Origin of the sequence: Paludisphaera sp. (genome assembly GCF_037189885.1) — a bacterium.
Taxonomy (GTDB): domain Bacteria; phylum Planctomycetota; class Planctomycetia; order Isosphaerales; family Isosphaeraceae; genus Paludisphaera.
The window spans coordinates 133,946-158,094 of record NZ_JBBCIR010000045.1 but is presented as its reverse complement, the minus strand read 5'-3'; the positions used below and the strand labels follow the sequence as shown (position 1 = coordinate 158,094).

Here is a 24,149-nt window from a genome sequence, read left to right as displayed (position 1 = left end):
GCCGGGGCGGGGCGCGTCAAGGGGGCGTCGGCGCGGACGGCCTCCCCCCGTCGGGGGAGGGAGGCCGTCCGTCAGTCGCCGGGCTCAGAACCCGGCGGCCTGGATCAGCTTGTTGGCGGCGGCGGGGTCGGCCTTGCACTCCAGCAGGGCGGAGAGGACCAGCGGGGCGACGATGGTGGCGTCGGACTCGATGACGAACATCGGGGTGTCCTCCGTCAGCTTGTCCCAGGTGATCTTCTCGTTCGGGGTCGCGCCGGAGTACGAGCCGTAGGAGGTGGTCGAGTCGGAGATCTGGCAGAAGTAGGCCCAGGGCTTGGCCTCCTGCTCCAGGTCGTACTTGATCGAGGGGACGACGCAGATCGGGAAGTCGCCGGCGATGCCGCCGCCGATCTGGAAGAAGCCGACGCCCGCGCCCTCGGCCAGCTCCTGGTAGCGGTCGTAGAAGTCGGTCATGTACTCGATGCCCGACTTGGCGATCGACGCCGAGCACTCGCCCAGCTTGACGTGCGAGGCGAAGATGTTGCCGAACGTCGAGTCCTCGTGCCCCGGCACGACGATCGGCAGGTTGGCCCTGGCCGCGGCGAGGAGCCAGCACTCCTCCGGGTCCCCCTCGTACTGCTCCGGGTCGACGGCCTGCACGATGTCGTAGAAGTACTCGTGCCAGAACCTGCGCGCGCCGGTCTCGTCGGCCTTCTTCCACATGGGGACGACGATCTTCTCGACGACGCGGAAGGCCTCGTCCTCGGGGATGCTGGTGTCGGTCACCCGGCGCATCCGGTCGTTGAGGATCCTGGTGTCGTCGGCCTTGGAGAAGTAGCGGTAGTCGGGGAAGTCCTTGTATTCCTTGTGGGCGACCAGGCGGAAGAGGGACTCCTCCAGGTTGGCGCCCGTCACCGACATGCCGTGGATCAGCCCGGCGCGGATGGCCGGAGCCAGGGTGATGCCCAGCTGCGCCGACGACATGGCGCCGGCGACCGCCCAGAACATCTTGCCGCCGGCCTCGACGTGCCGCCAGTAGGCGAGCGTGGCGTCGCGGGTGGCGCGGGCGTTGAAGTTCTTGTAGTTCTTGAGGATGAATTCCAGCGTCGTCATCGGTCGTTCTCGACTGGTGAGGGCGTTCCCGGACGTGCCGCGCCGGGGCGGATGACCGGCGGGGCGCGCCCCCGGTCGATGGGTCCAACTCAACACAAGGCCGGGCCGCGGACGCGTCCGCTAGTGCGGCGACACGAGCTTGAGGCCCACGATCCCCGCCACGATCAGGCCCGCGCAGGCGAGCCGGCGGATGTCGGCCGACTCGCCGAGGGCGGCCACGCCGACCACCACGGCGCCGACGGCGCCGATCCCGGTCCAGACCGCGTAGGCCGTCCCCAGGGGGAGCGACCGCATGGCGACCGCCAGCAGGTACACGCTGACGAACATGAAGGCGCCGAAGCCGACGGTGGGCCAGGGACGGGAGAACCCGTTCGAGGCCTTCAGGCAGAACGCCCAGCCGACTTCGAAAAGGCCGGCGACCAGGAGGACGAGCCAGGCCATAGCATCCTCTCCGATGCGAGAGAGCTACGGGGTCGTCCCCGTCTGCTTGGTCCGCGCGCGAGACATCCCCGCGACGGCGCGGGGTCGTCCCCGCGACCGATGATTATCGGGATAATCGCTCGATCCTGTCAAGATTCGCCTCGCCGGCCGACTGGCGTTGGGCTTGCCCGAATCTCTCCGCCGCCCACTTGTGTCGGCGCGGCGCGACTGCGTAGTATGCACGCCGGCCCGACGGTATTACGAATTCCGACAAAGTAACACCCGACGGTTCTTGACCGGTCGCGCCACATTTCACCCCGGGAAACACGACCATGCCGAGGCGAAGGGGCGGTTTCACGCTGATCGAGCTATTGGTGGTGATCGCGATCATCGCGGTCCTCATCGCGCTGCTGCTCCCCGCGGTCCAGGCGGCGCGGGAGGCGGCGCGGCGGTCGCAGTGCACGAACAACCTGAAGCAGGTGATGCTCGCGGTGATGAACTATGAGTCGGCGCACGGATGCTTCCCGACGGGGAAGGCCTCCTGGCCGAACTCCCTCGATCCGACCATCCCCAACGACCACATGGGATGGAGCGCCGGCGCGTTCGTCCAGCCGTTCATGGAAGGTTCGCCCGTGTTCAACGCGCTGAACTTCAACCTCGGCATCCTCGGCGGGCCGTCGCAGGGGTACACGTACTGGCCCGAGAACATGACCTGCTACACGACGAGCATCGGCTCGCTGCTGTGCCCCAGCGACGGCGCGCCGGAAGCGGTCCCGGGGCCCGGCTCGCGGCCGTTCAAGGCGACCAACTACCTGGCGATCAGCGGCGCGGGCGAGACGGTGGGCGGCGTCCGGGGGAACGGCGTGGGGGCGACGGGGGTCTTCTTCATCAACTCGTTCACCCGCCTGTCGGCCATCGTCGACGGGACGTCGAACACCGTGGGCTTCTCCGAGGGCCTCCGCGGGCCGGGCAGCGCGGGCGCTTACGAGGTGGCCGCCGGCACGTCCGACGACTACAAGCGGTTCCTGAACAACGCCGGCATGGGGTCGGGCTCCGGCGGCGACTGCAACGCCCCGATCGCTCAGAGCGCGATCAAGTTGGGGGCCTGGTTCGCCGGGAACTTCGAGGACGGGACGATGGGCAACGCCGCCCTGGCGCCCAACCCCAGGGTGATGGACTGCACGTTCCACAGCCCGGCCGCGGCGTGGAAGTCCGCCCGGAGCAACCACGCCGGCGGCGTGAACGTGGCGTTCGCCGACGGGCACGTCGGGTTCGTCAAGGACTCCATCGCCCTGATGACCTGGCACGCCCTCGCCACCCGCGCGGGCGGCGAGGTGATCTCGGCCGACGCCCAGTGAACGCGAGGAGCCGCGACATGGCCGGACGACGCGGTCGATTCGCCCCGCTTCGCGCCCTGGCGATCGCCCCGGCGCTCCTCCTGATCGGCTGCGGCGGCCCGTCGGCGGCGACGCCCGGCGGGCCGAACGTCGCCGCGCTGCCGAACCTGATCCGGGAGCTTAAGCTGAAGGACTCCAGGGCCCGGATCAACGCGGCCAGGGCGATCGGCGGCATGGGGCCCGAGGCGCGCGAGGCGGTCCCCGACCTGATCGCCGCGCTGAAGGATCGGGACCCGGGCGCGCGAGCCTCGGCCGCCTACGCGCTGGGGCGGATCGGCCCGGACGCCAGGGCCGCCCTCCCCCAGCTGGAAAGCCTGTCGAAGCAGGCCGCGACGAGGGAGGTGGCGACGGAGGCGATCCGGCGAATCGGCGGCTGAGGACGCGAGACGACTGGCGTTGCCCGGCGCGTGGAAATCGGGTGTGATGCGGGTGGACTCCGCCGGGCCGAGGGAACGGGCCGGGAGAGCGTCCATGGAGGGACCGCCCGTGTCGCTCGCCACGACGGATTTCGCCGGGCCGCGCCGATCGCCCTGGCGCGAGGCGCTTCTGATCGGCCTGCTCGCCCTGACGCTCAACCTGGTCGGCAACGCCCGGACGAGCCTCTGGGACCGCGACGAGCCCCGCTACGCCGGCGCCACCCGCGAGATGCGCGAGAGCGGCGACTGGGTCCGCCCCACGTTCAACGCCGAGCCCCGCTATCACAAGCCGGTCCTAATCTACTGGCTGATGCTGGCCGGCACCGCGATCGGCGGCGACAACCCCTTCGGCGCGCGGCTGGTCTCGGCCGTGATGGGGGTCGGCACGGTCCTGCTCACCTGGGGCTGGACCCGCCGCGCGATCGGCCCCAGGGCCGGGACGCTGGCCGGGCTGGTCCTGGCGACGATGCCGCTGATGATGGCCGAGTCCAAGCTCGGCACGACCGACGCGACGCTGACGTTCTTCTACGTCGGCTGCCAGATCGCGATCTGGGAGCTGGCGACGCGGCCCTCGCTCCGCGCGGCGATGGCGTTCTGGGGGCTGATGGGCCTGGCCGTGCTGACCAAGTCGCCGGCGGCGCCCGCGCTGATGGTCGCGTCGATCGGCGTGGGCTGGCTCTGCGGCGGGCCGAACCCGCTGACCCTGCTGAAACGGCTGCGATGGGCGTGGGGCCTGCCGCTGTTCCTGGCGATCGTCGTGCCGTGGAACGTCGCGATCCTGGTCCGCTCGGGCGGCGAGTACTTCAACGTGGCGGTGGGGTATCACATCGTCCAGCGGGCGACGCAGAAGCTGGAGGAGCACGGCGGGTTCCCCGGCTATTACGTCGCGGTGGGGATGGCGACCCTCCTCCCCTGGGCGGCCCTGTTCCCCGCCGCGCTGGCCTCGGCGTGGCGACGACGCCGCGAGACGGCCGCGGCCGGGTTCCTGATCGGCTGGGCGATCGGCCCGCTGATCTTCCTGGAATGCGTCCGCACGAAGCTGATCCACTACTACCTGCCGGCCGTCCCGGCGCTGGCGATCCTGACGGCCTGGTTGATCGACCGCCTCCTGGAATCGTCGGCCGAGGTCCGGATGCCTCGCCTGCTGGGGTTCGCGAGGCGGACGCTGCGAGGGGGCGCGGCGGTGGCGACGGTCGGGCTGGGCGCGGCCGTCTTCTGGCTCCCCCCCCCGATGCGGCTCCCGACGGCGACGCTCGCGGCGACCATCGGGATCGGCGGGCTGATGACCCTGCGCGCGGCGTCGACGGGGCGGCCTCGCCGGGCGGTCGCGTCGATGGTCGGGTTCACCGCGGCGATGGAGTTGGTCCTGGCCGGCTGGGTCGTCCCGACGGCCGAGCCGTATCGGTCGTCGTCGGTCGTCGGCGCGCGGCTGGCGGCGCTGGAGGGGGAGGTCGGCGCCACCCCCGCGCTCTGCACGTTCCGGCCGCCGGGCGTGGTGTACTCGCTGGGCCACCCCGCCCCGATCCTGCGCGATCGCGACGAGTTCATCGAGCAGGCCGACCGCCTGGGCCCCCTGCTGCTGCCCCTGACCCCCTACGAGCTGGAGCGGCTGCGCGACGACCCCGAGTTGGCCGTCGAGGTCCACGAGACCGTCGCGGGCCTGAGCATCGAGAAGTTCCGCGAGGAGGTCCTGCACCTCTCCACCGTCTCCCTCCGCCCCGCCGACGCCCCCCCGGCCGTCGCCCGGCCCGAAGGCGACGCGCGGACGAGGTGAGCCGGATAGGGCGGCCCCTTCTTACAGCGGCCCCCGTCGTTAGGCTTCCCGGACGTTGAAATGTGGCTACAATAGTAGCAGCGACCGAGAGCGGGCCGGCACTAGCTGACCCCAGGCCTAACGGCCCTCGGCCGCTCTTTCTATTTCCCTTCCCCACGCCACGCCTTGAGCCACTCCATCGCGTCCCAGAACTCCTCCGACCATCCCTCCAAAATCAACGGCTCCAGCAACTCCACGCCCACCCGGTCGATCTCCTTGAGCCCCAAGCCGAGTTTGCGGGCTTCGGCCAGCTTCCGGGCGTGCAGGGCGCACATGTCGCAGAGCTGGAGGATTCGGCTCTTGGCCGAATCGATGAAAAACCCCTTCTCCACGACGTTGGAGAGACGCAGGTGGCCGTCGGCGAGCCGCAGTTGGCGGATCAGCTTCTCCACATCCTTGACGATCTCCTTGTTCTCGTCCGAGATGAAGACGCCCAATTCCCCCTTCGCCTTGAGGTACTCGTTGACGGCGACCGCGATACGGTGGAACGCGACGATGTGGGGGTTGACGACCAAGGCTCCGGCGCCGAAAGTCTCGCCCAGCCACTTCTGATACTGCTTCTTGACCGTGACGCGGGCGATGAAGCGGAGCGGATGCGCCTGAGCAATGGAGAGCCATGCGTCGCGAAAGGCGACGCGTCGCGCGACGTCCACGCCTCGGAAGGCGTTCCGATTGCCGCGGAGGTCGCTCGAATGTACCTCGACCCCGTCCCGCGCCAGTTCGGGGAAGTGCTCCATGAGGGCCGCTTCGAGATCTGCCTCCAAAGCCTGCCAGCAAGACTCGGGGACCACGAGGGCCCCGAGCGCGAAGACGGGCTGCTCCGGGTCGTTGAGGTTGGTCCCCGAGTTGCCCGACTCGTCGAAATAGATCAGGTTCATGCGATCGTCCCAGGCCCGCGTGAGGGGGGCCGCCGATCCGCGGGCGTCCGCCTCCCGCGGGGATCTTACCAACTATGCATCCGTGCGCCTCACTTGTCCGGCCGTCGCCGTGGCGATAGCCTGGCCGCTCCTGAAATCGCGAGGAGGTCCGAGGATGGCGAGGCGGTCGGGCGCGCTGGTGGTGCACGTGACGAGCCACGGCTACGGGCACATGAACCGGGCGGTGGCGGTGGTGAACGAGGTGCCGGGGGACGTGCCGGTGATCATCCGGTCGTCGCCCGACCTGTTCCCGAACTGGCGCGAGCGGCTGACCCGGCCGGCGGAGCTGGACGCGCACGTCTCGGACGCGGGCGCGGTCAACCCGGCCGGCGGCAGCGGGACGACCGACGCGGCGGCGACGCTCGAACGGGCGATCCGGGTCCATCGCGAGGCCGCGACGCGCGTGGACGACGACGCGCGATGGCTCCGCGACGCCGGCGCCGCCGCGCTCCTGAGCGACGGCCCGCCGCTGCCGCTGGAGGCCGCCGCCCGCGCGGGGGTGCCGGGCTGGCTGCTCGCCAACTTCACCTGGCATGACATCTACGCCCCCTACGCCCGCCACGCCGGCCCCGAGGCGAAACGGCTGGTCGCCGAGTACAGGGCCGCCTACCGCCGCGCCGTCGGGACCTTCCGCGCCGAGCCCGCCCTGACGATGCCGTGGCTGCCGAACCAGGTAAACGTCGGCCTGGTCGCCAACCCCGGCCGCGACCGCTCCTCGGAGCTGCGGGCGCTCCTGGGGCTGGGGCGCGCGGAGAAGATCGTCTATTTCTACGTCGGTCGATACGGCCAGGATGACCTGGACTGGGGCCGGCTGGCGACGTTCGCCGATCGGGGCGTCCACTTCGTCGGCTACCACGCCGCGCCGGTGGGCGAGTTGCCGAACCTCCAACTGGTCTCGGCGGCGGAATGGTCGGGGGGGGACCTAATCGCGTCGGCCGACGCCGTGGTGGCGAAGGCGGGCTACGGGACGATGAGCGAGTCGATGGCCCACGGGCGGCCGATCCTCTACCCGCCCCGGTCCGGCTTCGCCGAGCATCGCGCGCTCGACCGCGCCGCGAGGGCCTGGGGGGGCGGCGTCCCGCTCTCCTCGCGCGACTTCGCCGCCATGCGGATCGGCCCGGCGCTGGACCGCGCCTTCGCCCTCGGCCGCCTACGCCCCCCCTACCCCGCCGACGGCGCCGCGCGGGTCGCAAACTCACTCGCCGAGACGTGCCGCGCCCCGCGTTGAGGCGGGCCGGGCTACGGGACGGCCGCGATGGCCTGGCGGCAGAGGTCGAGTCGGTCGACGACGCGCCGCCGGGCTTCGAGGTACGCCTCCCGATCGGGCCGCCGCGCGAGCAGGCGGTCGATCCCCCGGGCGGCGTCCTCGTAAGGCGCGACCGCCTCCGCGTGACGGCCTTGCTCCAGCAGGAAGCCCCCCAGCCCCAGCATGGCGTCGACGTACGCCTCGTCGGCGGTCCAGGAGATGCCGGGCAAGGCCTGGACGCGCTCGGCCGTGGCGCGGGCCCCTCGGAAGAGGCGCTCCTTCTCGGCGGGGTCCGTCGCCGCGACCGCCGCCGATTTCCGCGCGGCGCAGAGGGTGTTCAGCTTCACGAGGTCGGCCCCGGGGCCGGCGAGGGCGACGCTCCGCTCGGCCAGGCGGAGCGCCTCGTCGATCTCGCGGCGCGGGTCGGCGGGCCGGCCCAGATTCAGGAGCAGCGGCTCGCGGGCGAGCAGGTGGCGGGCCTCGGCCTCCAGGCGCGCGGGCTCGTCCGGGAACCGATCGACGAGGCCGCGGATGACCCGCAGCGCCTCGTCGGATGCGACGATGCCGGCGTCGGGCCGGCCGAGCTTGCCCAGGCATTCGGCCCGCAGGATGTGGACGCGGAACAGGTCGAACTCCGTCCAGGCCCGGGCCGCGGGGTCGTCGATCCGCGGCGGGAGGGGGCCGAGGAGGTCCATGGCGCGGTCGAGCAGCCGCAGGGACTCGGCCTCCTCGCCCCTGGCCAGGAACACCGTGGCGAGATGGCGATGCATCACGGCGACCTGGCGGTCCACCGCGGGGTCGGCGTCCAGGAGCCCCCGGTCGCGCGCGGCCTCGAAGGACCGCGAAAGCTCCTCGTGGAACGGCCGGACGGCCGGCTCGTCGGCGGCCAGATCCTCCACGAGCCGGGTCGACGCCGCCCAGAGCGACCGCGTCATGCCCCGCAGCGCGTCGCGATCATGGCGGAGCTGGCGGTTCCAGGCGGCCTGGAACCCGATCATGAGGACGAGGGCGGCGGCGAGGCTCGCCCCCCAGGCGAGCAGCGGGCGGAGACGCGGCGAGGCCCACCGCGCCAGCCGCTCGGCGGCGCCCGGCGGGCGGATGCCGAGCGGCTCGCCCGCGAGGTATCGCCGGAGCTGCTCGGCCATCTCGCCGGCGTCCTTGAAGCGGTCGCGGGGGTCGCGGGCCAGCGCCCTCGCCGCGATCGTCTCCAGGTCGCGAGGGGCCGACGGGGAGACCCGCCGCAGGGCGGGGGCGTCCTCGCGCACGGGCCGAGCGTGGGCCGTGACCGGCCCGTCGGCCTCGAACGGCGGGCGGCCGGCCAGCAGCCGGAAGAGGATCACGCCGAGCGAGTAGACGTCCACGCCCGGGTCGTCGCGGCCGGGGCCGCCGGTGATCCGCTCGGGGGCCATGTAGGCCGGGGTGCCCATCAGCAGCCCCGTGGCCGTCTGGGTGGCCGCCCAGTCGTCGGCCGTCGCCGCCGCGACGATCTTCGCCAGGCCGAAGTCCGTCAACCGGGGCCGCCCGTCCCTTCCCACCAGGATGTTCGAGGGCTTCAGGTCGCGATGCACCACGCCCCGGCGGTGCGCGAACGCCAGCGTCTCGGCCACGGAATGCACCAGCCGCGCGCGCTCCTCGACCGTCGCGTCGCGGGCCCGGCAATGCTCGTTCAGGTGCTCCCCGGCCACGTATTCCATCACCAGGTAGGGCGAGCCGTCGGCGTCGTCGCCGCCGTCCAGGAGCCGGACGATCCCCGGATGGACCAGCGCGGCGAGGCACCGGCGCTCGGCGTGGAACCGCGACATCAGGTAGCCGGGCAGGCCCGGGCGCATCACCTTGAGGGCCACGTCCGCCCGGTCCCCCTCGCCCCGCCGCGCGAGGTAGACGACCCCCATCCCTCCCCGGCCCAGGACGCGATCGACCCGGTACGGCCCCACCCACGCCCCGGGAGGCAGGGCGGCGACCGCGCGCGGGGCGTGCTCCGCGAGCCAGCCCTCGGTCCGCGCCGCGTCCCCCGCGGCCAGCAGCCTCTCCAGCTCCGCCCCGGCTTCCGGATCCTCCCGGAGGATCCGATCCAGCCGCGCGCGCAGCTCCTCCTCGCCCAGCTGGATCAGCTCCACCAGGCGCGACAGCCGACCCGTCGAGAGATCGGGATCCGTCGGATCCGGGACCATCGTCGTCCCCCTCTTCCGGCGGCCGCGCGTCGCGCGCCCTGCCCTCGGCCCGGCGATCGCCGCCCGGCCACGCACGCGGCCATCATACCGACGGGCGAATCCTCAAATCCAGGGATGTTATCGGTGTCCCGGCGAGGCCGACGACCCCGACCGGGGCCTTCGACCTCCCCCGTCGCGGCATGGTGGGATCGGCGCCGCCGGGAGGGTATCCTGAGGGTCGTCGTGACGATCGCGGAAATTAGGACGAGGGCGGGGCGAAGCCATGGGTTTGCGATGGGGCCTCCTGGGCTGCGCGAGGATCTGCCGGCGGGGGCTGATCCCGGGGATTCGGGCGTCGGAGTCGGGGGAGGTCGCGGCGATCGCCAGCCGGGACGTCGCCACCGCGCGGGCGTGGGCCGACGAGTTCGGCATCGCGACGGCTCGCGGGTCGTACGAGGCGCTCGTGGCGGACCCGGGCGTCGACGCCGTGTACATCCCGCTGCCGAACGAGCTGCACAAGCCCTGGGCGCTGAAGGCGGCCGACGCCGGCAAGCACGTCCTCTGCGAGAAGCCGCTGGCTCTCGACGTGGACGAGGCCCGCGCGATGGCCGCCCACTGCCGCGACCGCGGCGTGCTGCTGATGGAAGCCTTCATGTGGCGGCACCAGCCGCGGACGCTGGAGGTCAAGCGGATGGTCGACGCCGGCGCGATCGGCCGGCTCGGGCTGGTCCGCGCGTCGTTCTCGTTCCCGATCGACCCCGCCGACTGGCGGCTCGACCCGGCGCGGGGCGGCGGGCCGCTGTGGGACGTGGGCTGCTACGGCGTGAACGCCGCGCGGCTGTTCGCGGGGGCCGAGCCCGACCGGGTGGAGGCCGTCGGCCGGTTCGCCCCCAACGGCGTCGACCTGGGCGTCGCCGCGTCGCTGCGGTTCCCGAACGGCGTGCTGGCGACCGTCGACTGCGCCTTCGACCAGCCGTTCGTCTGCCGATATGAACTCGTCGGCACGACGGGATCCATCGTCGTCCCGGACGCCTTCCTCCCCCCCGCCTCCGGGCCGATCGCGACCCTGCGGACGATGGAGGTCGCCTCCGACGCCGGCGAGGGCGTCGACCGTTACGAGACCCTGACCTTCGACGCCGTCGACCAGTACGCCGCGATGGTCGACTCCTTCGCCCGCTCGGTCGCCGCCGGCTCGCTCGAAGCGCCCGCCGAGGACGGCGTCGCCCAGATGGACGTCCTCAACCGCATCCTCCGAGCCGCGCGGGGAGAGTGACGGCGCGAGGCATGGCAACGATCTTCCCCCCTCGCGGGGGAAGACAGACCGCGGAGCGGTCCGATGAGGGGGATGACGAGCACGCGCGCCATCGGGATTCGGAAGCTCGCCCGACCGGCCTTCGCGAATCCCGGCGGCCTTCTCGCTTGGCCTCCCCCTCACCCGGCACTTCGGGCCACCTTCCCCCGTCAGGGGGAAGGACGTAAGGATGGTTCGTCCCGATCCCGAGGAGACGCCTCATTCGGCCGTCACCGGAACATCTGGCCGCGGCCGGGGGGCTCGAAGGCGTCGGCGTAGTGCTCGACGGTCGGCGGGCCGTGGTCGTCGGGCCAGAGGACGGCGACGACGTCGAAGCGGCATCGGTGGTCGAGCAGGCGGTGGCGCTTGAGGAAGTGGAGCGCGGCGAGCGTCAGCCGGCGCTGCTTCTCGGTCGTGACGGCCTCGGCCGGGTCGCCGCGACGCCGGGCCTTGACCTCGACGAAGACGACGACGCCGCCGTCGCGGGCGATGACGTCGACCTCGCCGTGCTTCGTCCGGTAGTTGCGCCGGAGGATGCGCATCCCGCGCCGCTTCAGCAGCGCGACGGCCGCGCGCTCGCCCCGGTCGCCCAGGAGTCGGCCGAGCAGGGCTCGCAACACGGGGTTCATGGCGACGGGCTCACCTCACCTCACGCCCAGGCTGGACTCGATGTCGCGGGCCTGGTCGCTGAGGCCTCCCTTGAGGCGGTTGTTCTTGAAGAACGGGGCGTTCGAGGGGCGGCCGTCCGAGGTGACGGCCTCGATCCGGTCGGAGCCGTCCCCGTCGGCGGGCTCGACCGCCTCGTCGATCGGCGGCGGAGGCTCGCGCCGGGTGGAGGGCCTCAGCGTGTCGCAGCCGCCGGCCGCCAGCCCGGCGCAGAGCGCCAGCGCGCACGCCGGGCCGAAGATGGTTCGCCGCATGGCCGTTTCATCCTTGATATGCGAAGTGCGGTTCGGGCCCCGACGCCGGTCGTTCGCCGACGGGGCCTCGGTCCTTGATCGGGCGATCGCCCGCGCGGGGAGCCCCCGCGGAGATGCGGCGACACGATGCCACGGGCCGGCCGATCCGTCCAGGCCAGATCGGCGGGATTTCGAAAAGCGAAGGGGCGGCCGGATCCGCCGGACGCCCCCCCATCCCTTTGTACGATCGCGATCCGATGCGGCCGGCCGGGCTCAGTCGTCGATGCCGAGGCGGTAGAGCAGCTCGTCGAACTGGTCGCGGTGCTCGTCGTCGGTCGAGTGGAGGTGCTCGGCCTCGGAGATGAACTTGAGGGTGTCGTCGCGCCTCAGGCCGTAGCCCTTGAGGATCTCCTCGAAGGGGTCGAGGTCGTGGGCGTAGACGAACAGGAGCTTGTGCTCGTCGAACTGGACCTCCATCGGCCCGCCGGGGTTGAGGGCGGCCAGGCCGGTGCAGCCGTCGTTCATCAGGAGCGACTCGTAGTCGTAGAGCGTGCTCTTGAGGATGACGGTGTCCATGTGCTCGCGGTAGAGGTCGGAGTGCGAGCCGGGCTCGGAGTCGTGGCTGGACTCCATCACCACGTCGACGACCTCGCCGAGCGGGTCGAGCAGGTCCATGAAGACGTCGAACAGCCGGTCGGCCGAGACGCTGGCGGCCAGGACCGGCATGGTGTTGCCGCTCTCCGGGTCGCAGTAGACGTCGCGGCGGTAGCCCTCGCGGGGGACCACGTCCAGCTCGATCGACGGCCGGACCGCGTCGGTCAGCGAGAAGCTCCCGTAGCGGCCGACGCGGAGGTGGGCGTCGAGTTGCTCCTGGCTCAGGTCGTCGAAGCTGGTGCGCGGCATCCGCGTGGGGTTGTTGCGGAGCACACGCTCGAGGAAGCGTTGAATGAAGCTCATTGGAAAGGATCCCCCTCCTAAACTGTCACATACAAAGGGATTGTTTCGCTGATCGTCCTCGGCTGCCGCGTCAAGCGGTCTCGGGGCCAGCCCGAGTCGAACCCTCCCAGGAATCCGCTTGACACCGCGCCCAAGGGAGCCGAAACCCACCCCGGGGACGGTCGCCTTTCCGTTGGCAACGCCTCACTCGCCGCTCGTCACGACTATACCACGCGAGCCGCCCGCTTTACCCATGTCGTTGATTCCACGGAAGTCCATCCAAGGTTGCGATCGAATCACGCCGACGAAGCGCCACATCCTCCCTGATCGTACCTGGAACCCCGAACTTTTCGGCGGACGACCCCCTGTTGCATTTCGGATGCCAGACGTTCCCGCCGGGCCCCGCAAGTCTCGTTGCGGCACCGGCCCGCGAAAACTTGAGTCGACTTCCGGAAAAATATGGACCCTGTCGCGGACAAGTCAACCGTACAAGGAACCGGCCTCCATTTTGTAATCCTTGCCAGGCCCCCGGCAAGCCCGAGGCCGAGAAGCCACGTCCGTCCATGCGGGATCCAACGGCCGACCCGGGGCGACGTGACCGCGCGTCGCGTCATTGCGTCGCGGCGGCGCGGCGTGGCGACGCGGCGTGGCGCCGTGATAGACTGTCGGCTCGGCCGATCGGGGCCGTCGGGGCGGGGTGACGAGAGGGGGGGAGGCGGCATGAGCCTGGACCGGATCGACGCTTATCTCGAATCGCACGCGCGGGACTTCGAGGAGCAGCTCAAGGATCTCCTGCGGATCCCCAGCGTCTCCGCGCAGCCCGACCACGATGCCGACACCCGCCGCGCCGCCCAGTTCATCCATGACGACCTCGCCGCGATGGGCCTGAAGGCCGAGATCATCCAGACCAAGCGCCATCCGATCGTCTACGCCGAACGCCTGGCCGCGCCCGGCAAGCCGACGGTGCTCATCTATGGACATTACGACGTCCAGCCGCCGGAACCACTCGAACCCTGGAATTCTCCCCCGTTCGAGCCCACCGTCCGCGACGGCAACATCTACGCCCGCGGCGCGACCGACGACAAGGGCCAGATGTTCACCCACGTCAAGGCCGTCGAGGCCTGGCTGAAGACGGTCGGCGACCCGCCGGTGAACGTCAAGTTCCTGATCGAGGGCGAGGAGGAGATCGGCGGCGCCAACCTGGAGGAGTACGTCGCGGCCAACCCCGAGAAACTCGCCTGCGACTACGCCGTCATCTCCGACACCAGCCAGTTCGCCCCCGGCAAGCCGGCGATCACCTACGGCCTGAAGGGCCTCGCCTACTTCGAGATCAACATCCAGGGCGCGAATCGCGACCTGCACTCCGGAACCTACGGCGGCGCGGTCGCCAACCCGCTGAACGCCCTGGCCGCCATCCTGGACTCGCTCAAGGGCCCGGACGGCCGCGTCCGGGTTGAAGGCTTCTACGACTCCGTCCGCCCGCTGGAGGGCTGGGAGCGCAAGGCGTTCGCCGACCTCCCCTTCTCCGAGGAGGAGTTCCGGGCCGACCTGGGCGTGGCCGAGACCTTCGGCGAGGAAGGCTATACGACGCTCGAGCGCAAGGGCGCCCGGCCGACCTGCGACGTCCACGGCGTCTGGGGTGGCTACTCGGGCCCCGGCCCCAAGACGGTCCTGCCCTGCAAGGCGGGCGCGAAGTTCAGCTTCCGGCTGGTCCCCGACCAGGACCCGGCGGAAATCGAGCGGCTGGTCCGGGCCCACGTCCAGGCGCATACCCCGCCGGGGGTGACGGTGGAGTTCATCGCCCACCAGGGCTCCCCCGCCGTGCTGGTGGACGTGGACAGCCCCGGCTTCCGCGCGGCGGTCAAGGCGATCGAGGCCAGCTTCGGCGTCCCCCCGCTGTTCGTCCGCGAGGGGGGCTCCATCCCGGTCGTCGGCCTGCTCAAGAAGCACCTGAAGGTGGACACCCTCCTGCTGGGCTGGGGCCAGAACGACGACAACCTGCACGGCCCCAACGAGAAGTTCTCCCTGGCCGACTTCCACCGCGGCACCAAGGCGAGCGCCCACCTGCTCGACGAGCTGTCGCGGGCCACCTGACCCCAGGCATCCATCCGGATCGACGAATCATCGGACGACCAGGCCCGCGCCGCGGCGGCCGCGGCGCGTGGGGAGTCCCCCGGTCGGACACGCCGGCCGGGGCGCGATCGAGGAATCCCGTCATGCTCGACCTCAAGTACATCATCGCCAACATCGACGCCGTCCGCGACAACTGCCGCAACCGCGCCGTCCCCGCCGACGTCCTGGAAGACCTGGACCGGATCGTCGACCTGGAGGCCGACCGCAGGCGCGTCCTGGGGACCGTCGAGGATGTCCGCCGTCGCCAGAACGAGGTCGCCCAGTCGACCGGCAAGGAGAAGGACCCCGCGCGCCGGGCCGAGCTGATCGAGGCCGGCAAGCGGCTGAAGTCCGACGTCGCCGAGCACGAGGAGCAGCTCCGGCACCTCGACGACGAGATCAAGCAGCGCCTCCGCCAGATCCCCAACCTCACGCACCCCGACGCCCCCGTCGGCCGGACCGAGGCCGACAGCAAGGAGCTGCGGAAGGTGGGCACGCCCCGGACGTTCGACTTCCCGGTCAAGGACCACGTCGCGCTCGGGAAGGATCTCGACCTGATCGACTTCGAGACCGGGGCGAAGGTCGCCGGCTCGGGCTTCTACTTCCTCAAGAACGACGCCGTGCTGCTGGACCTGGCGCTCCAGCAGTTCGCGCTGCGGAAGCTGATCGGCCGGGGCTTCGTCCCGATCACCACGCCGGACCTCGCCCGCAACAGCATATTGGAGGGGATCGGCTTCACCCCCCGCGGCGAGGAGACCCAGGTCTACTCGGTGGAGGACACCGACCTGAGCCTCGTCGGCACCGCCGAGATCACCCTGGGGGGCATGCTGGCCGACGAGTTGCTGGACGAAGCCGCGCTGCCGATCCGGTTCGTCGGCCTCTCGCACTGCTTCCGCACCGAGGCCGGCGCGGCGGGCCGGGCGAGCCGGGGGTTGTATCGCGTCCACCAGTTCACCAAGGTCGAGATGTTCGCCTTCTCCACGCCCGAGCAGTCGGGCGCGATCCACCAGGAGATGCTGGAGATCGAGGAGGAGATCTTCGGCGAGCTGGGCATCCCGTACCTCGTGCTGGACATCGCCACCGGCGACCTGGGCGGCCCGGCCTACCGCAAATTCGACCTGGAGGCCTGGATGCCCGGCCGCGGCGAATCGGGCGAGTACGGCGAGGTCACCAGCACGTCCGACTGCACCGACTACCAGGCGCGCCGGCTCAACATCCGCTACCGCCCGACGGGCCAGAAGGGGACGCGGTTCGTCCACACCCTCAACGGCACCGCCGTCGCGGTCAGCCGGGCCATCATCGCCGTGATGGAGAACTACCAGCGCGCCGACGGCAAGATCGACGTCCCGGAGGTGCTCAGGCCATACATCGGCAAGGACGTGATCGGGTGAGCCGAGACGCGGAGCCGGCGATGGACGGGCGACCGGACGCGGGGCGTGGATTCGCCTGGTATGTGAAGCCCTTCCTCGCCGTCGGTTGCATCCTTGTTTTCCTGACGACCCCGATCTGGCTGCCGCTCGTCCCCCTGATCGCCAGGCTCCAGGCGGCCGGGGAGAGGCGATTCCTCCAACGCATGAAGGCCCGCGGTCGTTTCAAGACATGGGAGGAACTACGGCCGGCGCTGGAGGCGGGCGAGGGGACCTTGATCATCGAGCAGGGCTATAAGCTCCCGGTCCGCGTCTGGTGGACGGCGGACGACCTGCTTTCGTCGGCCCCCTGCCCGCCCCCGAGCGACGACGAGATCCAAGCCCTCGTCGTCGTGCCGCGACCTCACGAGTTCGTCGCCTGGTGCCATCGTCGGTATACCGCCGAGGAGGCGGGGACGGCGATGCTCACGCTCCCCGCGGACATGCCCGACGGATACATCCTCGCTCCGGACTTCCGCGAACGATTCCCCGGCCTGACGACAATCGACACCGTCCACGACCTCGCCCGCCGCGAGCGCGCCGACTGAAGACACCACCCGCCCCCGGCCGCCTCGGACGCCGCGAGGGCCGAGAGCCCCGCGACGGACCCACCCCGGAGGAAGGCCGATGATGCGAAACCCGCTGCTGGTGCCCGACCTCCGCGAGCTGATCCAGGGGGGGGAGGAGGATGTGCTCCGGGAGTTCCTGGAGGACCAGCACCCCGGGCGCGTGGCCGAGTTCATCGAGGATCTCCCCGACGGCGACGGCGACGCCGTCTTCCGCGTGCTGGCGCCCCGCGAGCGCGCCGAGGTCCTCAGCTACTTCGGCGCCGACGAGCAGAGCCGGCTCGTCGAGGCGATGCCCCCCAAGGAGGCCGCCGAGCTGCTCCGCGTGATGTCGCACGACGACCGCGCCGACCTGGTCAACCGGCTCGACGAGGACTTCGTCGACGAGGTGCTGCCGAACCTCGCCCAGGCCGAGCGCGAGGACATCGCCCGCCTGGCCGCGTATGAGCCCGGCACCGCCGGCGCGGTGATGACGACCGACTACGTCACCCTGCCGGCCCACATCACCGTCCGCGACGCGCTGGAGCGCCTCCGCCACGAGGCGCCCGACCGCGAGACCATCTATTATTGCTACGTCGTCGACCACAACCGGCGGCTCATCGGCTTCATCTCCCTGAAGACCCTGATCCTCGCCCGCCGCTCGGCGGTGATCGAGGAGATCATGCAGCTCGACGTGATCCAGGCGAAGGTGGACGACGACCAGGAGGAGGTCGCCCGGACGATCGACAAGTACGACCTCATCGCCCTGCCGATCGTCGACGCCGACTCCAAGCTCGTCGGCATCGTCACCCACGACGACGCCCTGGACATCCTCCGCCGCGAGCAGACCGAGGACATCCTCAAGTTCGGCGGCGTCTCCCCGGACCCGGAGGCCGACGACCTCCCCTACTGGCAGAGCCCGGTCGTCTCGGTGGTCCGCCGCCGGATCAAGTGGCTGATGCTGCTGTTCCTGGCCGAGAACCTCACCACGCCGGTCAACGAGCACTTCCAGTGGACCCTGGACGAGGGCCAGGCCCCCGCCCTGTTCTTCTTCATGGCCCTGCTGACCGGCACCGGCGGCAACGCCGGCAGCCAGACCGTCGGCACCGTGATCCGCGGCATGGCGCTGGGCGAGATCAAGCTGTCGCACACGCTCCGGGTCGTCCTGCGCGAGTGGCTCACCGGCACGTGCCTGGGGATCCTGCTGGGCACCGCCGGCTTCTTCTACATCCACTACTGGCGCGGCCAGCCGTGGGACGTCAGCGCCGTGGTCGGGCTGTCGCTGTTCGGCGTCTGCATGTGGTCGAACGTCATCGGCGCGGTCGTCCCGCTGGTCGCCCGCCGCGTCGGCATCGACCCCGCCGTCGTCTCCGCGCCGTTCATCAGCACCCTCGTCGACGCCACCGGGCTGATCATCTACTTCACGATCGCCATCAACGTCCTGGGGCTGGCGAAGTAGCCGCCCCGTCGGCGTCCTCCCCCACTTCGCCCGGAGGCGATTTGGCCGGGACGAGCGATCGGAGGGCGCGGACGTAGCGGGAGTCGGCGTCGGAGCGGTCGGCGGCCTCGGCCAGGCCCGCGACGGCGCCGTGGTGGATCAGCTCGGCCTGCCGGCGAAGCGCGGCGATCATCTCGGGGTTCCGGGCGCGGCGGCCGACCGATGCGATGCACTCCAGGAGCCGCAGGCTCACGGCCGCGTCCTCCCTGGTGGCCTGGCGGATCTGGTTGAACGCCGCGTCGACGATCCCGGCCGCCGTGGACCGGTCGGCGATCAGGCGCAGCCTCCCCTCCCCGTCGTGGCGGTACGGCGAGGGCATCCGCCGCGCCGCCAGCCGGCAGAGCCCGGCGCCGATGCGGTCGATGCAGTTGATGACCGTGAACGGGTCGTTGGGCGCGGCCCGCAGGGCGACCTCGACGAGCTGGTCGATGGCGAACTCGACGTCCTGCGTCGGGCTCCGCCGCGCGCCCAGGTAGAACGCGGCGCGGATCGCGTCGGCGTCGCCGTCGCGCAGGCGCCCGGGGGGCCAGGCCAGGGCCAGCTCGCCCCCCTCGAAGACGAACTTCCCGGGCCGCGAGGGGATGGAGATGATCAGGTCCCGCTCGACGGCCAACGCCATCAGCCCGTCGAGGTCGACGGCCTGGAGGTAGTCGCTGGAGCGGGACGCCACCGGCTCGGCCTCGCGGTCGAACGCCTCGGGGACGTCGCGCCCGCCGTCGCGCGGATCCTCCGCCTCGTCGCCCGTCCCCTCGGGATACAGGCGGTCGATCGCCCGGTCCAGCTCGCGGCTCACCGACGAGATGATGTTCTCGGCCTGGATCGAGGCCGCCGCGTGGTGGATGAAGAAGATGAAGACGCCCAGGCTCGCCAGCGCCAGGCCGAGGCCCACCGTGACCGACGTGTTCGGGACGAACCGCTCCCCCTCCGCGCCGTTGACCGTCCGCAGGATCAGCAGGCAGTAGGTGAACGTCGCCAGGAAGGTCCCGAGCGCCGCCTGGCTGCCGCGGTCGCGCATGAAGTTCCGCAGCAGCCGCGGGCCGAACTGCGACGAGGCGAGCTGCAACGCCACGATCATGATCGAGAACGTGACGCTCGTGATCCCCATCATCGACCCGACCACCGCCGCGAGGACCGCCCGCGAGCCCTCCGGCCCCTGCGCGAACGTCCATCCCATGGCCGCCAGCGGGCTATAATCGGGGGTCGCCCGGTCCAACCGCAGGGTGAACAGCGACAGCGCCATCGCCCCGGCGACCATGACGGTCGGCAGGAACCAGAAGCTCCCGCGCAAACTCTCCCACCGGCTCACGAACCAGAGCTTCATCAGGCGCCCCCCGGGAGGCCGTCCGTCGGACGGTCGGAGAAGACCGTCCGTTTCGAGGATCTTACCATGAAAATCGTCATCCACCCGCCCGTCGACGCCGACCGCCTGGCCCTCTTCCGCGCCGCCGCGCCGGGGGCCGAGATCGTCAACGCCGCGACCCCCGACGAGGCCGAGGCCGCCGTGCCCGGCACCGTCGCGTTCCTGGGCAAGATCACCCCCGCGATGCTCGCCAGGGCCGACCGCCTGCGATGGGTGCAGACCTTCACGGCCAGTCTGGAGCACTACCTGTTCCCGGAACTCGTCGACCACCCCTGCACTCTGACCAACACCCGAGGGCTGTTCGGCGACGTCATCGCCGACCAGGTGATGGGCTACGTCCTCTGCTTCGCTCGCAACCTCCACGTCTACGCTCGGCGACAGCTCGAACGCCGGTACGAGCCGGAAGGCGGGGGGTCGGCGCGGGTCGACTTCGCCTCGGGGCCGGGGGTCGTCAACGCGATGGACCGGGCCACCATCTACCTCCCGCGCGCCACGATGGGGGTCGTCGGCATGGGGGGGATCGGCCTGGAGGTCGCGCGGCGGGCCTCGGCGTTCGGCATGACGATCCGGGGCGTGGATCGACATCCCGACCGGATCGAGACGCCCGACTTCGTCGACCGGATCGAGGGCGTCGACCGGCTCGACGACCTCCTGGCCTGGTCCGACTTCGTCGTCATCGCCGCGCCCCACACGCCGGAGACCGAACGCCTGTTCGACGCCGACCGCCTGGCGAAAATGCGCCCGACGAGCTACCTGATCAACATCGGCCGTGGCGCGATCGTCGTCCTGGACGACCTGGTCGCGGCCTTGCGGGGGGGCAAGCTCGCCGGCGCGGCGCTCGACGTGTACGAGGTCGAGCCCCTGCCGGAAGACCACCCGCTCTGGGACTTCCCGAACGTCATCCTCACGCCCCACACGGCGGGCTATTCGCCGATCATCGCCGAGCGCCACCGCGCCCTGCTCGCGGACAACCTCGGCCGCTTCTCCCGCGGCGAGCCCTTGCGCAACGTGGTGGATAAGAGGCTCTGGTTCTGACCCCCGGGCGGACATAGGATGAGACGGGGCGGGCGATCATGAACTCCCTTCCCCCCTGGTGGGGGAAGGTGGCCCGAAGGGCCGGATGAGGGGGGGACGAGCGAGACAACCTCCGAAGTTCGAAGGGGCATTCCGCGGCCGTCGGCCCACGCGAGGAGTCGCGAAATCCGAGGTCTCGCGGGCAAGCACCCCCTCATCTGACCGCTTCGCGGTCTGTCTTCCCCCACCAGGGGGGAAGGCCGTTAGGGCCGGGCGATGGAGCCGGAACAACGCCCCCCCCGAGGAGGCCACGCCATGCGACGCCGCGGGTTCACGCTGATCGAGCTGCTGGTGGTGGTCGTGATCATCGGGATCGTGATCGCCCTGCTGATGCCGGCGGTGCAGTTCTCGCGCGCGAGCGCCTGGCGGGTTCAGTGCATGAACAACCTGCGGCAGATCGGCCTGGCGGCCAACGCCTACCTCGCCGAGCGCAACGTCTTCCCCATGAGCAGCACGGCCGGCGCGGGGAGGGGCGTGGGCCATTCGTGGCTGGCGATGATCCTCCCCGAGCTGGACCAGCGCCCGCTGTTCAACGCCTACAACTTCCGACTGGAGAACCACGCGCCGGCCAATCGGACGGTCGTCGGGACGACGATCTCGACCTACCTCTGCCCGTCGAACCCGCTGTCGACCGCCCCGCTGGCGTCGGGGCGGATCATCCGTGCCGACGGCTCGGCGTACCCCGACGGTTCGGCTTTCGCCCGCAACCACTACGCGGCCAACTGGGGCGGCGGGCTGTCGGCGGCGGGCCAGGACTTCGCCCGGGAGAAGGGGAACTATCGGGGCGTCATGATGACCGTGCGCCTCGTCACCCCGCGCGGCCCGACGTTCTGCGTGCGTCCCCAGGACATCCGCGACGGCCTGTCGGGCACGCTGCTCGCGGGCGAGAAGCGCGACGGCCAGGGCTGGTCCGTCGGCGGCTACGGCGGCGCCGACTTCGACGCCGCGCCCGCCCCCCTCGCGGCCGACGTCCCCGCCCTCCGCACGCTGATTACCGGCTCGTTCCACTCAGCCGTGGCCAACTTCGTCTACTGCGACGGCAGCGTCCGCGGCCTGAAGCCGACCCTCAACCCCAAGGTCTGGTACGCCATCCTCACCCGCGACGGCCGCGAGCCCGTCGGGAACGACAACTATTAGATGAAGCCTGGAGGATCGCCATGGACCGTCGCGCCGGGCTAACCCTCACCGATACGCTGGTGATCCTCGCCATCGTCGCCGTCGGCCTTGGCTTCGTGCTGCCGATGCTCCAGTCGCCCCGGATGATCGTCTGTCGGGTGTACTGCGACAACAACCTGAAGAACATCGCGCTGGGCGTGAATCAGTATTGCCTGCGCGAAGGATCCTTCCCGGTGAACACCACGGCCACGCCGACGAGCGGGCTGGCGCATTCCTGGATGGCGCTGGTCATGGCCGACGTGGACGAGGCGGGCATCTACAACAACTACAACTTCGCCGTCCCCCACGACTTCGACGCCGCCGCGTCCGGCGCCACGCCCAATTCCGACCTGGCCTCGACGGGCATAAGAATCTTCCGATGCCCGGAAAACCGCCTGGGGTCTCGGATCGACCGGGCCTTCGCCCCCAGCGACTACGGGGCCAACTGGGGCGGCGGCCGGCTGCCGAGCCTCGGCGACGACTTCGCGAGGACCCGGGGGAACAATCGCGGCGTGATGATCCCCGTCGGCTTTCCCTGCCCGCGCGGACTGACGGCCGCCGTCCGACCGCGCGACGTGACCGACGGCCTGGCGACCACGGTGCTCCTAGCGGAGAAGCGCGACGGCCGGGGCTGGGCCGTCCCCGGCCTCGGCGGCGGCGACTTCGACGTCGCGACCTCCCCCGCCCCGCCGGATCGGCCCGAGGGCCGCGCCGTCGTCTCCGGCTCCTTCCACGGCTCCGACGGCGAGTTCATCAACGCCGCCTTCGCCGACGGCTCGGTCCGCCCCCTCCGCCGCTCGACGGCCCGCGCGGTCTGGTACGCCCTCGTCACCCGAGACGGCGGCGAGCCCGTCGGGAGCGATGCCTACTGATGAAGGCGGAATGGTCTCCATCACCCCTGTTCACCGGTGGCCATTCGTGTGGTAGAGTTCCGGGCGGCCCCAGACCATGTGGCGACCCGCCGTCGCCGGGCCGGGACGGGAGGGGCGAGGCCGAAGCGAAGCCGACGAAACCGGGGATGCGAGCGTGGCCGGGCCTGATCGCCAGCGCAAGGTGATTCACGTCGACATGGACGCCTTCTATGCGTCCGTCGAGCAGCGCGACGACCCCGACCTGCGCGGGAAGCCCATCGCGGTCGGGGGCTCGCGGGAGCGGGGCGTCGTGGCGGCCGCGAGCTACGAGGCCCGTCGGTTCGGCGTCCGCTCCGCCATGCCGTCGGTCACCGCCAAGCGGAAGTGCGCCGAGCTGATCTTCGTGAAGCCGCGGTTCGACGTCTACCGGGCGGTGTCGCGCCAGATCCGCGCCATCTTCGCCGAATACACGCCGCTCATCGAGCCGCTCTCGCTCGACGAGGCCTATCTCGACGTCACCGAGAACCTGAAGGCCGTGGCCTCGGCGACCGACGTCGCCGAGCAAATCCGGGCCAGGATCCGAGCCGAGACGGGCCTGACCGCCTCCGCCGGGGTCTCCTACAACAAGTTCCTGGCGAAGATGGCCTCCGACGAGAACAAGCCCGACGGCCTGTTCGTCATCACGCCGAGGATGGGCCCCGCCTATGTCGAGGCCCTGCCGGTGGGGAAGTTCCACGGGATCGGCCCCGCGACCCGGGCCAGGATGGAAGGGCTCGGGATCTTCACCGGCACCGACCTGAAAGCCAGGACGCTCGACTTCCTGCGGGAGCATTTCGGCAAGGCGGGCCTGTATTACTACTGGCTGGCCCGGGGCGTCGACGAGCGTCGCGTCTCGCCCGACCGCGTCCGCAAGTCGGTCGGCGCGGAGACGACGTTCAGCGCCGACCTCTTCACGCCCGAGGAGGCCCGCGCGGCCCTCGATCCGCTGATCACCAAGGTCTGGACCTACTGCGAGGACGCGAGCATCCGGGGGCGGACGGCGACGCTCAAGGCCAAGTACGCCGACTTCCAGCAGATCACCCGCAGCCGGACGGTCGACGAACCGGTCGAGTCGCGGGCCATGCTCGAAGAGATGGTCATCGCGCTCGCCGAGCCGCTCTTCCCCGTCAGCAAGGGCATCCGGCTGCTCGGCGTGACCATCTCCTCGCTGGATGTCGAGTCGACGCCACGCCCCGGGCAGCAGCTCCGCCTGCCGTTCCAGGGGTCGTGACCGCAACGGGTCCTCCTTCGCCGGGCGGCCGCCGTCCACCAGCTCCGCGAGGAAGAAAACCAGAATCCTGAAATCGCCGATCCCTCGCCGCGGATCATGGGGGGGATTGCGTGTCCCGCTCTTTCACAATCCGGGATCGGTCCAGGGGGGCAAGGGCGACCCTCGCGAGAAGAAATGTCGAGAACCTGCTCTGTAGAAAACATCGCCAGAGAGGCGTGCCCCCCCTTCTCCCCTCGTGGGAGAAGGTGCCCCGAAGGGGCGGATGAGGGGGGCGCGACCGGCGGCCTGGGTCTTCCCCCTC

21 protein-coding genes are annotated in these 24,149 nt (G+C 71.0%); 13 read left to right on the top strand and 8 right to left on the bottom strand.

The features are described from left to right. Positions 1-84: 84 nt before the first annotated feature. Positions 85-1,092: a deoxyhypusine synthase family protein gene (locus tag WG209_RS14765; protein WP_337175825.1), complete on the bottom strand. Its 1,008-nt coding sequence runs from the start codon at positions 1,090-1,092 to the stop codon at positions 85-87. A 120-nt stretch (positions 1,093-1,212) separates the two neighbouring features. Next, positions 1,213-1,533: a multidrug efflux SMR transporter gene (locus WG209_RS14760; protein ID WP_337175824.1), complete on the bottom strand. Its 321-nt coding sequence runs from the start codon at positions 1,531-1,533 to the stop codon at positions 1,213-1,215. A gap of 311 nt (positions 1,534-1,844) precedes the next feature. Here WG209_RS14760 and WG209_RS14755 point away from each other — a divergent pair, with 311 nt between their 5' ends. The 3 genes from WG209_RS14755 (at position 1,845) to WG209_RS14745 (ending at position 5,099) form a co-directional block, all read left to right on the top strand. Then, positions 1,845-2,870, top strand: a complete 1,026-nt coding sequence (locus WG209_RS14755; protein WP_337175823.1) for a DUF1559 domain-containing protein — start codon at positions 1,845-1,847, stop codon at positions 2,868-2,870. A gap of 17 nt (positions 2,871-2,887) precedes the next feature. Beyond that, entirely contained in the window at positions 2,888-3,286 is a 399-nt protein-coding gene (locus tag WG209_RS14750) for a HEAT repeat domain-containing protein (RefSeq protein WP_337175822.1), read from the top strand. A 94-nt stretch (positions 3,287-3,380) separates the two neighbouring features. Further along, positions 3,381-5,099: a glycosyltransferase family 39 protein gene (locus WG209_RS14745; RefSeq protein ID WP_337175821.1), complete on the top strand. Its 1,719-nt coding sequence runs from the start codon at positions 3,381-3,383 to the stop codon at positions 5,097-5,099. A 140-nt stretch (positions 5,100-5,239) separates the two neighbouring features. Here the strand turns inward: WG209_RS14745 and WG209_RS14740 are convergent, their stop codons facing one another. Continuing rightward, entirely contained in the window at positions 5,240-6,016 is a 777-nt protein-coding gene (locus WG209_RS14740) for a DUF3800 domain-containing protein (protein ID WP_337175820.1), read from the bottom strand. Between the two features lie 154 nt (positions 6,017-6,170). Between WG209_RS14740 and WG209_RS14735 the strand changes: the two genes are divergently transcribed. Beyond that, positions 6,171-7,283, top strand: coding sequence for a hypothetical protein (locus WG209_RS14735; RefSeq protein WP_337175819.1), 1,113 nt, complete (start codon positions 6,171-6,173; stop codon positions 7,281-7,283). An 11-nt stretch (positions 7,284-7,294) separates the two neighbouring features. Here WG209_RS14735 and WG209_RS14730 read toward each other — a convergent pair whose 3' ends face one another. Next, complete coding sequence (locus tag WG209_RS14730) at positions 7,295-9,472, bottom strand: serine/threonine-protein kinase (RefSeq protein ID WP_337175818.1); 2,178 nt, start codon at positions 9,470-9,472, stop codon at positions 7,295-7,297. A gap of 262 nt (positions 9,473-9,734) precedes the next feature. Here WG209_RS14730 and WG209_RS14725 point away from each other — a divergent pair, with 262 nt between their 5' ends. Further along, positions 9,735-10,724, top strand: a complete 990-nt coding sequence (locus tag WG209_RS14725; protein ID WP_337175817.1) for a Gfo/Idh/MocA family oxidoreductase — start codon at positions 9,735-9,737, stop codon at positions 10,722-10,724. A 248-nt stretch (positions 10,725-10,972) separates the two neighbouring features. Here WG209_RS14725 and WG209_RS14720 read toward each other — a convergent pair whose 3' ends face one another. The 3 genes from WG209_RS14720 to WG209_RS14710 all read right to left on the bottom strand — a co-directional run bounded on the left by WG209_RS14720 (position 10,973) and on the right by WG209_RS14710 (position 12,598). Next, on the bottom strand, positions 10,973-11,371 hold the full coding sequence (locus WG209_RS14720; RefSeq protein ID WP_337175816.1) for a YraN family protein: 399 nt from the start codon (positions 11,369-11,371) through the stop codon (positions 10,973-10,975). A 15-nt stretch (positions 11,372-11,386) separates the two neighbouring features. Then, positions 11,387-11,662, bottom strand: coding sequence for a hypothetical protein (locus WG209_RS14715; RefSeq protein ID WP_337175815.1), 276 nt, complete (start codon positions 11,660-11,662; stop codon positions 11,387-11,389). Between the two features lie 252 nt (positions 11,663-11,914). Continuing rightward, positions 11,915-12,598, bottom strand: a complete 684-nt coding sequence (locus WG209_RS14710; protein WP_337175814.1) for a hypothetical protein — start codon at positions 12,596-12,598, stop codon at positions 11,915-11,917. 699 nt (positions 12,599-13,297) lie between these two features. Between WG209_RS14710 and WG209_RS14705 the strand changes: the two genes are divergently transcribed. From WG209_RS14705 to mgtE, 4 genes are all read left to right on the top strand, one after another. Then, positions 13,298-14,671, top strand: a complete 1,374-nt coding sequence (locus tag WG209_RS14705; RefSeq protein ID WP_337175813.1) for a dipeptidase — start codon at positions 13,298-13,300, stop codon at positions 14,669-14,671. Between the two features lie 122 nt (positions 14,672-14,793). Beyond that, positions 14,794-16,080: a serine--tRNA ligase gene (gene serS / locus WG209_RS14700; protein WP_337175812.1), complete on the top strand. Its 1,287-nt coding sequence runs from the start codon at positions 14,794-14,796 to the stop codon at positions 16,078-16,080. A gap of 20 nt (positions 16,081-16,100) precedes the next feature. Continuing rightward, a complete protein-coding gene (locus WG209_RS14695) occupies positions 16,101-16,643 on the top strand; it encodes a hypothetical protein (protein WP_337175811.1) in 543 nt (180 codons plus the stop codon). A 79-nt stretch (positions 16,644-16,722) separates the two neighbouring features. Next, positions 16,723-18,099, top strand: coding sequence for a magnesium transporter (gene mgtE / locus WG209_RS14690; RefSeq protein ID WP_337175810.1), 1,377 nt, complete (start codon positions 16,723-16,725; stop codon positions 18,097-18,099). Here mgtE and WG209_RS14685 read toward each other — a convergent pair. Next, positions 18,074-19,459 (bottom strand): DUF2254 domain-containing protein, encoded by a 1,386-nt coding sequence (locus tag WG209_RS14685; protein ID WP_337175809.1) that lies wholly within the window; start codon positions 19,457-19,459, stop codon positions 18,074-18,076. The two genes, mgtE and WG209_RS14685, sit on opposite strands and share 26 nt — an antisense overlap. 66 nt (positions 19,460-19,525) lie before the next feature. Here WG209_RS14685 and WG209_RS14680 point away from each other — a divergent pair, with 66 nt between their 5' ends. The 4 genes from WG209_RS14680 (at position 19,526) to dinB (ending at position 23,848) form a co-directional block, all read left to right on the top strand. Further along, positions 19,526-20,533 (top strand): D-2-hydroxyacid dehydrogenase, encoded by a 1,008-nt coding sequence (locus WG209_RS14680; protein WP_337175808.1) that lies wholly within the window; start codon positions 19,526-19,528, stop codon positions 20,531-20,533. A 294-nt stretch (positions 20,534-20,827) separates the two neighbouring features. Continuing rightward, the gene (locus WG209_RS14675; protein ID WP_337175807.1) at positions 20,828-21,709 is read left to right on the top strand and encodes a DUF1559 domain-containing protein; all 882 of its coding nucleotides are present in this window, start codon (positions 20,828-20,830) and stop codon (positions 21,707-21,709) included. A gap of 20 nt (positions 21,710-21,729) precedes the next feature. After that, on the top strand, positions 21,730-22,599 hold the full coding sequence (locus WG209_RS14670; protein ID WP_337175806.1) for a DUF1559 domain-containing protein: 870 nt from the start codon (positions 21,730-21,732) through the stop codon (positions 22,597-22,599). A 154-nt stretch (positions 22,600-22,753) separates the two neighbouring features. Further along, the gene (gene dinB, locus WG209_RS14665) at positions 22,754-23,848 is read left to right on the top strand and encodes a DNA polymerase IV (protein ID WP_337175805.1); all 1,095 of its coding nucleotides are present in this window, start codon (positions 22,754-22,756) and stop codon (positions 23,846-23,848) included. Positions 23,849-24,149 lie beyond the last annotated feature (301 nt).